Annotated in this window: 13 protein-coding genes; 7 read left to right on the top strand and 6 right to left on the bottom strand. The window is 42.3% G+C overall.

Annotated elements, in window-relative coordinates:
• The first annotated feature begins 1 nt into the window (after position 1).
• A complete protein-coding gene (locus ACQ86K_RS22120; protein WP_091174445.1) occupies positions 2–835 on the top strand; it encodes a glycosyltransferase family 2 protein in 834 nt (277 codons plus the stop codon).
• The gene (locus tag ACQ86K_RS22115; protein WP_091174440.1) at positions 822–1,637 is read left to right on the top strand and encodes an SDR family oxidoreductase; all 816 of its coding nucleotides are present in this window, start codon (positions 822–824) and stop codon (positions 1,635–1,637) included. The genes ACQ86K_RS22120 and ACQ86K_RS22115 overlap by 14 nt, the downstream gene beginning before the upstream one ends.
• A gap of 69 nt (positions 1,638–1,706) precedes the next feature.
• Here ACQ86K_RS22115 and ACQ86K_RS22110 read toward each other — a convergent pair whose 3' ends face one another.
• Complete coding sequence (locus ACQ86K_RS22110; protein WP_431198795.1) at positions 1,707–2,282, bottom strand: hypothetical protein; 576 nt, start codon at positions 2,280–2,282, stop codon at positions 1,707–1,709.
• A gap of 26 nt (positions 2,283–2,308) precedes the next feature.
• Positions 2,309–2,650, bottom strand: coding sequence for a hypothetical protein (locus tag ACQ86K_RS22105; RefSeq protein WP_431198794.1), 342 nt, complete (start codon positions 2,648–2,650; stop codon positions 2,309–2,311).
• 386 nt (positions 2,651–3,036) lie between these two features.
• On the opposite strand from ACQ86K_RS22105, the gene trpD reads away from it, so the two are divergent.
• From trpD to trpA, 3 genes are all read left to right on the top strand, one after another.
• Positions 3,037–4,026 (top strand): anthranilate phosphoribosyltransferase, encoded by a 990-nt coding sequence (gene trpD / locus ACQ86K_RS22100; RefSeq protein WP_090533082.1) that lies wholly within the window; start codon positions 3,037–3,039, stop codon positions 4,024–4,026.
• Positions 4,027–4,029: 3 nt separating this feature from the next.
• The gene (locus ACQ86K_RS22095; protein WP_091174432.1) at positions 4,030–5,838 is read left to right on the top strand and encodes a bifunctional phosphoribosylanthranilate isomerase/tryptophan synthase subunit beta; all 1,809 of its coding nucleotides are present in this window, start codon (positions 4,030–4,032) and stop codon (positions 5,836–5,838) included.
• A 108-nt stretch (positions 5,839–5,946) separates the two neighbouring features.
• Positions 5,947–6,717 carry a tryptophan synthase subunit alpha gene (trpA, locus tag ACQ86K_RS22090; RefSeq protein WP_091174429.1) on the top strand — a complete coding sequence of 257 codons (771 nt, stop codon included), beginning with the start codon at positions 5,947–5,949 and terminating at the stop codon, positions 6,715–6,717.
• Positions 6,718–6,975: 258 nt separating this feature from the next.
• On the opposite strand, the gene ACQ86K_RS22085 is transcribed toward trpA, so the two are convergent.
• The 3 genes from ACQ86K_RS22085 to ACQ86K_RS22075 form a co-directional block, all read right to left on the bottom strand.
• Positions 6,976–7,596: an L-threonylcarbamoyladenylate synthase gene (locus tag ACQ86K_RS22085; RefSeq protein WP_090533076.1), complete on the bottom strand. Its 621-nt coding sequence runs from the start codon at positions 7,594–7,596 to the stop codon at positions 6,976–6,978.
• 103 nt (positions 7,597–7,699) lie between these two features.
• Positions 7,700–8,464, bottom strand: coding sequence for a hypothetical protein (locus ACQ86K_RS22080; RefSeq protein ID WP_091174422.1), 765 nt, complete (start codon positions 8,462–8,464; stop codon positions 7,700–7,702).
• 200 nt (positions 8,465–8,664) lie between these two features.
• Positions 8,665–9,207 carry a YceI family protein gene (locus ACQ86K_RS22075; protein WP_091174417.1) on the bottom strand — a complete coding sequence of 181 codons (543 nt, stop codon included), beginning with the start codon at positions 9,205–9,207 and terminating at the stop codon, positions 8,665–8,667.
• 185 nt (positions 9,208–9,392) lie between these two features.
• Between ACQ86K_RS22075 and ACQ86K_RS22070 the strand changes: the two genes are divergently transcribed.
• Positions 9,393–11,027 (top strand): FMN-binding glutamate synthase family protein, encoded by a 1,635-nt coding sequence (locus tag ACQ86K_RS22070; protein WP_091174413.1) that lies wholly within the window; start codon positions 9,393–9,395, stop codon positions 11,025–11,027.
• A 138-nt stretch (positions 11,028–11,165) separates the two neighbouring features.
• Here ACQ86K_RS22070 and ACQ86K_RS22065 read toward each other — a convergent pair whose 3' ends face one another.
• Entirely contained in the window at positions 11,166–11,651 is a 486-nt protein-coding gene (locus ACQ86K_RS22065; protein WP_091174409.1) for a nuclear transport factor 2 family protein, read from the bottom strand.
• 315 nt (positions 11,652–11,966) lie between these two features.
• Between ACQ86K_RS22065 and ACQ86K_RS22060 the strand changes: the two genes are divergently transcribed.
• Positions 11,967–12,383, top strand: coding sequence for a hypothetical protein (locus ACQ86K_RS22060; RefSeq protein WP_091174405.1), 417 nt, complete (start codon positions 11,967–11,969; stop codon positions 12,381–12,383).
• Positions 12,384–12,431: the final 48 nt, after the last annotated feature.

Below are 12,431 nucleotides of genomic sequence, written 5' to 3'. Positions count from 1 at the left end.
CATGAAACTATCTATAGTTGTTGTAAGCCATAATACCTGCAACCTGCTCAGGATTGCCCTGAATGCAGCGGTCAGGGCTGCTCAGGACCTTAGTCACGAGGTTTTTGTGGTCGACAATGCTTCGGCTGATAAGTCGATAGCCATGTTAAATACTGAATTTCCGGATGTAAAGATAATAGCCAACGATAAAAACGAGGGTATGGCCCGGGCATATAACCATGCACTTAAACTGGCTGCAGGCGAGTATGTTTTACTGGTCAATGCGGATACTATTACAGGCAAGAAGACCATAGAAAAGGCCCTTGAATTTATGGATCTGCATACCGATGCCGGCGGTTTAGGGGTACGTATGATAACTCCTGAAGGCAAATTTTTAAAAGAATCAAAACGCGGGTTCAACAAGCCCTGGGAAACCTTTTTCAAGCTAACCGGCCTGGCAAAACACTTTTCAAAATCAAGGCTTACCAGTCCGCAAAGTAAAGATTGGGTTGAAGAGTTTCAAACCTCCGAATCGGATATCATCAACGGTGCCTTTATGCTGCTGCGTAAAGAAGCACTTAACCAGGTAGGATTAATGGATGAGCGTTTTCATACCTATGGTTATGATATCGATTATTCATACCGGGTCAGGCTTGCCGGGTTTAAAAACTACTATTTCCCCAAAACATATATCATCAATTTTAACATACAAAACAAGGTTAAATTTAGCTGGGCACACATTAAAGAATATTATGGGGCGATGATTATCTTCGCGTCCAAATATTTATTTAAGGTGCCCGAACTTAAGGTGGAAGGCATCCCCCAGCTAATTCCTCCTTCGTATGAAGTTAAATGATAAGATCGTAATCATCACCGGCGCCTCGTCGGGCATCGGGAAATCACTTGCTTATGAATGTGCTAAACGCGGCGCCAATGTGGTACTGGCGGCAAGGCAATATGTTACCCTTTGCCAGCTTACCGAACAGCTTGAGCGGGAATATAAAATCAAAGCATTAGCTATACAGTGTGATGTAACCAATGAAGATGATTGCGCCCAGCTCATTAAACAAACCCTTATTACTTTTGGTAAAATTGATGTATTGATCAACAACGCAGGCATCACTATGCGTGCCCTGTTTAAGGATGTAAAAGTGGATGTGCTAAAACAGGTGATGGATGTTAATTTTTGGGGAATGGTTAACTGCATCAAATATGCCCTGCCCGAAATTACTAAAACCAAAGGCAGTATAGTAGGTGTATCATCTATAGCGGGGTATAAAGGTTTGCCCGGCCGTTCAGGTTACTCGGCATCAAAATTTGCCATGAACGGCTTTTTAGATTCATTAAGGATCGAAAATCTTAAAACAGGGGTACATGTATTAACAGCCTGCCCCGGCTTTACGGCATCAAACATACGTAACACCGCTTTGAACAGCGAAGGCAAACAACAAGGCGAGAGCACCCTTGAAGAACAAAAAATGATGAGCAGTGATGAGGTAGCCAAACATATTGTTGATGGCATTGAAAACCGGGTCCGCACATTAACCCTCACCGGTCAGGGCAAACTGACGGTAGCCCTGAGTAAATTTATACCGGCATTTTTAGATAAAATGGTTTATAAGCATTTTACCAAAGAACGGGACCCGCTTCTTCGTTAGTCATTCTTTCATTGGGTCATTGAGTCATTGCACTTACGCTGCAAAAAAATGACTTAATGACGCAATGACCTAATGAATGATATCATACGCACTTATCCTGCTCAAATCCAATACAATGCGACCTGTTTCGTCGCGCTCAAAGGCTGGTTTAAATTTAGCGTCCCATACAAAATCGTCGTATTGGTATGAAGTACGGGAATGGACGGTTTGCGAAAAAGTATCGTCGAAAGTTTTCAGGATTACCGAAAGGCCGGCTTGCCTGCGTTCAAGCTCCTCGGGTATGATATCTTTAATTGGGCTGTTTTCATCAAGCGGGTGAACTACTGTCCAGTTCAGGGTTAAGATACTAACGCGGGTTCGTTCCAGTTCGAGCTGGAAGAATTTACGTACGGTTTTGCCGTTTTCCTCGTCGTTATAGCTGAAAACTACTTCCATTTCCAGGTCGATGAGGATATTTCTGCGTTCGTTGGCCAGGCGAAACATCAAACCTTTACCGCCTTCGCGATAGGGCGCGATAAGCACATTGCGGCTATACATGATCTTGGCCGAGGGACGTGAAAAACGACCATAAAGTAAACCGGTTGCCAAAGCAAAAGCCAGCAGGCCCATCATTGATTCGAGCGCGGCGATGGTATTGGGAATCATACCCCTGGGACTGATATGGCCATAGCCTACGGTTGATATGGTTTGTGCCGAAAAAAGAAGGCGTCCATAAAGCGGTCGAAATCGGTATTGCCGCTTTTGCCGTCAAGCACATCAGGACCCAAGGAAAAATAAATAAACGCGAAAATAATGTTTACTATAAAATAGCAGCTAAAAACAATGAACCAAAACTTGCGCCAGCTCATGGTAATGAGCGAGTGGTAGTTGTTTGATGTAGTAAAAAACGGAAGGCCGGTACGTTTTACATTGATAGTGCCATCCTTATTTATAACAGGTTGGCTTTTTATAACAGGCTGGGTACCAAAACCAAGATCATCTTCGGGATTAATTTTCTCTTTATGTATGGCCATGGAGCTAATTACTGAATTATTGAGTTATTGAATTATCGATTTTTAGAAAATGTTACAGTTTGCTCTGATCTTCTACTAATTTAGTAGCTAAATCAATAATTCAGTAAATCAATAATTCAATAAATGTACTGTTCTGTTTGTTTTTATAAAAACTATTTACATATTTGTGCCAACAAGTAACAATGACAAAATTAAACAACAATTGGTGGTGGCTTAACGAGTAATCGTAAGGCAATTCCATGTTTGTTTAAAAGATATATTCAAAAGGGTTGCCATACGGCAACCCTTTTTTATGCTTCGCCCCCCGGCCCCCTAAAGGGGGAGTAACGGCAAAAGGGGGCAAAAACTTTAACAATAAACTCCCCCTTTAGGGGGCCGGGGGGCATATGAAACAGATATTAAATCATCTTTTTGAACACAAAACCTTTAGCAGGGAACAATCAAAAGGCATTTTGATCAATATTGCGCAGGGTAAGTACAACAACGCGCAAATGGCAGCTTTCATGACAGCTTATTGTATGCGAAGCATTACCGTTGAAGAACTGGAAGGCTTTCGCGATGCCATGCTGGAACTTTGTCTGCCCGTTAACCTGGAAACCGATGGCCTGATTGACCTTTGCGGTACCGGAGGCGATGGTAAGGATACTTTTAACATTTCAACGCTTGCTTCATTTGTTGTTGCGGGTGCGGGGTATAAGGTGGCCAAGCATGGTAACTATGGGGTATCATCGGGCTGCGGTTCATCAAATGTGATGGAGTACCTGGGTTACCAGTTTACCAACGATATTGATAAGCTGAAACGGAGTGCCGAGGAAGCTAATATCTGTTTTCTGCACGCGCCTTTGTTTCACCCGGCTATGAAAACCGTTGCGCCTATCCGCAGGGAATTGGGTGTTAAAACCTTCTTCAACATGCTGGGGCCCCTGGTTAATCCGGCGAAGCCCGATAATCAATTGGTAGGGGTGTTTAACCTGGAGCTTGCCCGGGTATACGCTTACCTTTACCAAAAATCAACTACAAAATATACTATCATAAACGCCCTGGAAGGCTATGACGAAATCTCATTAACCTGCGATTTTAAGACCTTTTCGGCAGATGGTGAAAAGATCAACAGTGTTGAAGACCTTGGATTTGAAAAGCTTGATCCTAAAGAAATCATCGGCGGCGATACTGTGACAGCTTCGGCTGCCATATTTAGTTCGGTGCTTAAAGGCGAAGGCACCCCAGCCCAAAATAACGTGGTACTGGCTAACGCCGCGCTGGCCATTAAAACCATCGGCCCTGAAAAAACTTTTGGTGATTGTTTTTATGAAGCCGAAGAAGCATTGTTAAGCAAAAAAGCGCTGAGGAGTTTTAATACTTTATTACAAAACTAAACCATGAAAATAAAGGTTTGCGGTTTAAAACATCCTGAAAATATTAAAGCGGTTGCCGCTTTACAGCCCGACTATGCAGGCTTTATTTTCTACGGCAAATCGCCACGCTATATGGCAAACCTGGCGGCAGGTGCGTTGCAAACCATACCCGCCTCTATCAAAAAAACGGGCGTTTTCGTAAATGAAAGCTCTGAAAATATTGATCGCCTGGTCACTGAATATGGTTTTAACGCGGTTCAGTTGCATGGTGATGAAAGTCCGGAATTTTGCGCTGCTTTTAAAGGTAGGGTAACTGTAATCAAAGCTTTTGGTATTAACGAAGATTTTGATTTTGAACAGTTAAAAGATTATGCCAACAATGTCGATCTTTTCCTGTTCGATACCAAAACAAAAGAATATGGAGGCTCGGGCAAAACTTTTGACTGGGCTATTCTTGATCAATATAAACTGGACATTCCCTTCTTTTTATCAGGAGGGGTAGGGCTTGAAAATATAAAAGAGGTTAAAAACATCACACATCCCCAATTTTATGGGGTTGACCTTAACAGCAGGTTTGAAAATGAGCCGGGCTTGAAGAATATCGAAAAATTAAAAGAGGCATTTAAAATCATCAAAAATAAAATACAACAGATGAAATACGGAGTTAACGAACAAGGTTATTATGGCGATTTTGGGGGAGCATATATCCCCGAAATGTTGTACCCTAACGTAGAGGAATTAAGGGAGCAATACCTCAATATCATAAATGACGATGATTTTAAAGCCGAGTTTGATGACCTGCTTAAAAACTACGTCGGCCGACCTTCTCCGTTATATCATGCCAAAAGATATTCGGAAAAATATGGCGCTAACATCTTCTTTAAACGCGAAGACCTGAACCATACCGGCTCGCATAAAATTAACAATGCCATTGGGCAGATCCTGTTAGCAAAACGCCTGGGCAAAAAGCGTATCATTGCCGAAACCGGCGCAGGTCAGCATGGCGTGGCTACCGCTACTGTATGCGCACTCATGAATATTGAATGCGTTGTTTACATGGGCGAAATTGACATGGTAAGGCAGGCGCCAAACGTGGCCCGTATGAAAATGCTGGGCGCTAAGGTTGTACCCGCCACATCGGGCAGTAAAACACTTAAAGACGCTACCAACGAAGCCCTGCGCGATTGGATAGGCAACCCGGTTGATACACATTATATCATTGGCTCTGTAGTTGGCCCGTATCCTTATCCGGATATTGTGGCCCGTTTTCAATCTATCATATCGCAGGAAACAAAGGCCCAGTTGCTTGAGCAAACCGGCAAGGAGTTACCGCAATATGTGATGGCTTGTGTAGGCGGGGGCAGCAACGCTATGGGGATGTTTTATCATTTTATAGAGGATGAGGCTGTGAAACTGGTTGCTGTTGAAGCGGCAGGTAAAGGCGTAAATAGTGGTGAATCTGCCGCTACAACAGCTTTGGGCGATGAAGGGGTGCTGCATGGCAGTCGCACCATATTGATGCAAACCGAAGACGGACAGGTGGTTGAGCCATATTCAATTTCGGCGGGACTGGATTATCCGGGTATAGGGCCGCAGCACGCACATTTGTTTAAAACCGGCCGCGGACAATATGTAAGTATTACCGATGAGGAGGCTTTGCAGGCAGGTTTACTTTGCTGTCAGCTGGAAGGGATTATCCCGGCCATTGAAACAGCCCATGCTTTGGCCCAGTTGGAGAAAATGAAGTTTGAAGCCAACGATAATGTGGTGATCTGCATTTCGGGCAGGGGAGATAAGGACCTGGATACGTATATTAATTATTTCGGGTACTAATTGGTTCATAGTTGATGGTCCATAGACCATAGCTGATCCGTGAAAAAATCAACAGTAAAAAACAAAACTATGGACTATGGTCTATAGTCCATGGACAAATAAAATACAATGAACCGTTTAAACAAACTTTTTGCATCAAAAAACAATAACCTGTTATCTATATACTTTACCGCCGGTTACCCAGCGCTGAACACTACAGTTGATATTGCTGAAGCCCTTGAGAAATCAGGTGCCGATTTCCTGGAGATCGGTTTTCCTTATTCTGATCCCGTCGCTGATGGCCCGACTATTCAGCATAGCTCAGAGGTAGCATTGGAAAATGGCATGAGCCTTAAAGTTTTGTTTGAAGAGCTTGCCGAACTGCGCAGCAGGGTAAGTATTCCTATTTTGCTTATGGGCTATTTTAATCCCATTGCACAATATGGTGTTGAACGGTTTTGTAAAAAGGCTGCCGAGGTAGGTGTTGACGGTATTATTGTACCCGATCTGCCGATCTATGAATATGAAAAAATGTACTCGTCATATTTTATCGATAACGGCCTGAGCAATATATTCCTGGTAACCCCGCAAACATCCGAAGAGCGCATCCGCAAAATTGATGAACTGAGCAACAGCTTTATCTACCTGCTGTCGTCATCAACAATAACCGGCTATAACCTGAAACTGAGTGATAGTGTAGAAGAATACTACAAACGCATTACCGCGATGAAGCTAAAGAATCCAACCATTATTGGTTTTGGGATTACTGATAGCAGCAGCTTTACCAAAGCATGTAATTATGCCAATGGGGCAATAATAGGCAGCAAATTTGTGAAGCTTTTAGGTGAGGAAGGTTATATGGATAACATTGAGGGGTTTGTGAAAGGGATAAGGCCGTAAAAAAATATACACCGGGCGATGAATATTAATGAATAAAACCGAATGTCATTTCGACGAGACCGGTTGTGGAAAATGTGTGAAGGGGGCAGGAGAAATCTTATACGCCTTGTTCTAAAACATGTGTACGGCTCTACAGGCGTAGGAGATTTCTCTTTCGCCCCAGCGCCGATGCCCAGCTGCTCAATCGAAATGACATTTTCTTTTAGTTAAAGATGTGTTCACATAGTAGTGCAATGCCCTGTAATATTTAAGGCTTTTCTACAAATACAACTCCAAATCACCTTTACCTTCACGAACAATATCAAAGTCGCCGGTAGTGCAATCAACTATGGTTGATGGGATGTTGTCGCCATAACCACCATCGATCACAATATCCACCAGGTCTTCATATTTTTCGTGGATCAGCTCCGGATCGGTTGAGTACTCGATAATATCGTCGTCGTCCCTTATAGATGTAGAAAGTATCGGATTACCCAACACACGCACAATTTCGCGGGCTATATTATTGTCGGGCACCCTGATACCAACCGTTTTTTTGTTGGAGCTGAGCATTTTGGGAACCATATGACTGGCATTGAATATGAATGTAAATGGCCCCGGCAACGCTTTCTTGAGCACGCGAAAAGTAGTATTGTCAATCGGTTTGATGTAATCAGAAATATGGCTCAGATCATAGCAAATGAATGAGAAGTTTGCTTTTTCGGGTTTGATGTTCCTGATCTTACAAATGGCCTCAATAGCGCGGTGGTTGGTGATATCGCAGCCTAAACCATAAATGGTATCGGTAGGGTATATGATGAGGCCGCCTTTTTTTAACACCTCAACCACCTGCTCAATAGCCTTTGGATTAGGGTTTTCGGGATATATTTTAATTAACATAAGTATAAAAACAAAGATACAGCTACTTGGTTTAAAAAGCGCTTGAAAATCAAGGTTATTGACATTTGGTAAAACTTGAAATTGATAACTGCCGTTTAGTTCTTTAGTAGTATTTCGAATTTTGAAACTCCTGGGCCTCTTCCAGGTAAAAATATCCTGTTATTAAATGATCGATATCATCAGCCTTTTCTGTCAATGCTTTTTTTAATTTAAGCTTTTGGGTTTCCTCGCCAGTAAAAAATATAGCATTTAATTCATCATCAATATGTTGTTTTAGCAGCTTGATGTAAAGCTGTTTTTGTTTTACTACATTATATTTTTTAAAATCCTTATTCTCTTCATGGTATTTGTATTTATAAACAGAATATTCAGCGTAGCCAAATATACGTGCTTGCTGATGGTCGAAATACGTACCTCCGCCGGCCAGCTGTTCATATATAAAATTTATATCCTGATACATTTTGATCAATTTCTCTCTTTGATCCGCATATTTTTCCTTCCCGGTTTTAAGCATCAGGAAATACGCGTATAAGAGATAATAATTGTCCATCCCATTCTCGCTGCCGTAGTTTATATAACTTGTATCGTTGGGACGGTTACTTAATGGCCCCTCGTTGTAGGTAGCATCCGGAGAAAGCGGTATCTTATTACCCAATTCGGAGTTGTAGTACAGAATTCTTTTTAGCTCTTTTTTTGAGTATTTGATCGTATCTGTTTTAACAGTGCTGATGTTTATAGTGTCGTTTATAGAGGGGGATGTATTGTCTGCTTTAACGATGTTTATCAATGAATTTACTTTTTTCCTCTTTTGAGGGTGAGTACATGCTGATATTAGTAAAATAACGAACAGAATTGAAAGGTGTTTCATAAGGCTTGGTTACTCGTTTTAAAATTAACCAATTGAAAGCAAAATCCATCTAAAAACAACAAAGCCATCCCGATTAAATCAGAATGGCTTTGCTATTTAAATTTTAACCTGTTTTGCTGTTTCAATAATGCCGTGTTGTTTGGATCCTTTAACAACAGCGGCATTTTAAAAGTTAAAACACAGCAACAGTATTAAAACAATTAAGCTTGTTTAGTAAACTGTATGTTGATCAACAATTTAATGTCTTCGCCAACTACAATTGAACCGGCTTCGGTTACACCGTCCCAGGTTAAACCGAAATCTTTACGGTTGATTTTACCGCTGATCTCGAAACCAGCTTTGGTATTGCCATAAAAGTCGGCAGCCGAACCACCAAATTCTACGTCGAGCGTTACCGGTTTGGTTTGATCTTTAATGGTCAGGTTACCTTTCAATTCATACTCTTCATCATCAGTTTTGGTAAATGAAGTTGATTTGAAAACAATCTGTGGATATTTTTCAGCGTCAAAAAATTCGGCCGATTTCAAGTGCTCGTCGCGTTGTGTCTGATTGGTGTCAATGCTGTTGATATCTAAAGAGAAATCAATTTCAGCATTTTCAAAATCATCATTATCAGTTAATAACTCACCGTTAAAGCTTTTGAAAAAACCACTCACGGTTGAAATAACCAGGTGTTTAACTTTAAATTGTACTTCTGAGTGCATAGGGTCAATAACCCATTTTGTTGCTGTTTCTGTTGCCATGATTTTTATTTCTTTTTTGTTGATACAAAGATAAGCACAAAAATAGATGTTTAAACATCTATTTTTACTTTTTGACTTTAAAACGACATTGAGTAAGTTTCTTAACCACAAATTTGCCCTATTGTTTAAATTATAAATCTATTTTTATCAAACTTAATAGCCGCTTCATATAAAATTAACTATCCATGAGAAAGCTCTTCGTTGTTTCGTTCTTTATCATATTCAGTATGCTTGCTTTGTGGACTGTCATCTGGCCACCCGCTGCATGGTCGTTCCTGTTCATTGGACCTATATATCTTATCGGTTTTTATGATATGGTGCAGCCTAAGCATAGCATTGTGCGCAATTACCCTGTATTTGGCCACCTGAGGTATTTGATGGAAGAGTTAAGACCCAAAATATACCAGTACTTTATTGAAAGCGATACCAACGGTACGCCTTTTAACCGTCAAAACAGGAGCGTAATTTACCAGCGAGCCAAAAAGGTTGATGACACCCGCCCCTTTGGTACCGAGCTTGATGTTTATGATAATGGCTACGAATGGCTTAACCATAGCATCGCCGCTATTGATCACCATAAATTAAATATGGATCCCCGTGTAAAGGTCGGCGGGGCATCCTGTACGCAGCCTTATATGGCCAGCGTATTTAATATTTCGGCCATGAGCTTTGGTTCGTTGAGTATGAACGCCATACTGGCCCTTAACGGCGGTGCAAAACTGGATAACTTTGCGCATAACACCGGCGAGGGCGGATTGAGTGATTACCACTTGCAACCGGGCGGCGATATCATTTGGCAAATAGGCACCGGCTATTTCAGTTGCCGCCATAAGGATGGTACTATCAACTACAATGCCTTTGCCGAACGCGCGGTGCTGCCACAAGTGAAAATGATCGAGATCAAGCTGTCGCAAGGAGCAAAGCCCGGTCATGGCGGGATATTGCCCGCTGCCAAAGTCACTCCTGAAATTGCACGGATCAGGCTGGTGGAGATGGGGGAGGATGTAGTATCGCCGCCATACCATACCGCGTTCACCAATCCATTGGAGCTGATGGTATTTATTCAAAAGCTTCGGGATCTTTCAGGCGGCAAGCCAATCGGATTTAAATTGTGTGTAGGTCATAAAAGCGAGTTTTTAGCTATTTGCAAGGCCATGGTTAAAACAGGCATTACTCCTGATTTTATTACTGTTGATGGAGGAGAAGGCGGCACCGGCGCTGCCCCGCTTGAGTTCAGTAACTCGGTAGGGATGCCGCTGCGCGAGGCTTTGGCTTTTGTTTATGATGCGCTGACCGGGTTCGATCTTAAAAAACATATCAAGCTTATAGCATCAGGCAAAGTAGCCACGGGTTTTGACCTGGTCAAAAATTTTGCCCTCGGCGCCGATATGTGCAACAGTGCCCGTGGCATGATGTTCGCCCTTGGCTGCATCCAGGCGCTGGAATGCAACACGAACACCTGTCCAACCGGTGTGGCTACACAGGATAAAAGCCTGATGAAAGGCCTGGTAGTGGATGATAAAAAAGTACGTGTGGCAAATTTTCACCGGCAAACGGTGAGCAGCGCCATTCAAATGATAGGTGCCGCGGGTTTAAGCAAACCGTGCGACCTGCACCGCATGTATATTTACCGTCGTGTTAACCACAGCCAGATCCTGACTTATGGCGAGTTGTTCCCTTACATCCCCAAAGGCAGTTTGTTAAACACACCTTATCCGGCATCGTTTGAGTTTGATATGGCCATCAGCAGCGAAAATACGTTTGTGCCTGATTATAGCGGGATTACAAATGTTGACTATAGCAATGTGAGTTCGTATTGAAGAAACTTGAGAGTTGGTGATAGTTAAAAATGGCGCGATTGCCGGTTCAAGCACGAATGCCTGAACCGGCGGGTTATATTGCGAAAGCCCCGCGCTTGAGAGGGAAATTCAAAACACTTAACGGATCTGTTAGCATAATTAATGTCCTACACTTACTACCCTTGTCACTTTCCATTGCCCGTCCTTATACTGCCAAATGTGTACGAATTTCATTAGGCCGATTACCGGTTGGCCGTTTTCGGTATGTGTGAAACGATGCGTACCCATTTCAATAGCGCCAAAACCGGGCATGGGGTAAACCTCAAGCGTTTCTTTAAGCAGGTCGCGGCGCAGGTCGGCGGCTTGTTTGTTTTCAAAAATTCCTTTAAAGCCGGCCATGGTGCCGTCATAGTCGGTTAAGCCCTTACCGTCATTATAAAATTCAACATCGGGCGCAAACAGTGTTTTCATCACTTCTAAATTACGGCCGTTAAAGGCGTTGAACATTACACTATCCATGTGTGCGATGGTGTTAAATAACTGCTGGTCTTTTGGTTTAAAGGCCTTGGTTTGCGCGTTGGCAACCGAGGCAGACAGTATCGCAGTAAAGCCAATAATAAACAGGGTATAGGTTGATTTTTTCATGATATGATAGAGCGTCTAATAATTAATTCACATAAAATAATTAAATAATGTTAATAAACAGAATGTTAAGCTTTAGGCTTTGTGCATTTTGCTTTTAGCTTTATATAAATGTTAAATATATCATCATGACGCGCCACCATGACCGATAGTGACAATGATATAGACCATTTTCATGGTTAAAAAAACGTATGGTACTCCTGCAATTCATAATTAAGTAAAAATGCTCCCGATTAACATAATTTAACGGTTTATGCCCGGTGCCTGTGTAATATTTGGACTGCATTTTACGTAACTTTACTTATTAAATTAAGCGCAATGAAAAGGAATATCTTTATGATAGGCTTGATGCTTTTAGGCGGTTTGTTTAGTGGCGCCGTAAAGGCCCAGGAAACAGCATCGCTGGTTGCCGATCAAAATCCACGCTACATGGAAAGCCAGGCAAAATATATCAGGGTTGCCGATACCCTGAACAGCCTGCACGGGGTAACCATACAAAATACTTACAAAGCTTACGATTGGTATGAAGCCAAACTGGAACGCCGCCGTCAAAACCGCGCGTGGCGGCATGAGGAACGCATGAACGGATATTATGATTATTCACCGTCATGGGGCTTATATGGCGGCTACTCTTATTCGCCATTTTTAAACTATGGATGGGGCAATCGCTGGGGCGGCTATTATGGTGGCCGCTGGGGCGGCCGTACAAGCATCGGTATCGGTTTTGGCTGGTAACAAATTAAGCAACAATCAATCTAACACATCATAATTTATAATATACTA

Source organism: Mucilaginibacter sp. P19 (genome assembly GCF_050632265.1).
Lineage (GTDB): Bacteria > Bacteroidota > Bacteroidia > Sphingobacteriales > Sphingobacteriaceae > Mucilaginibacter > Mucilaginibacter gossypii.
Note: the sequence above shows the minus strand (reverse complement) of the source record. Positions and strands in the feature narration are given on the sequence as shown.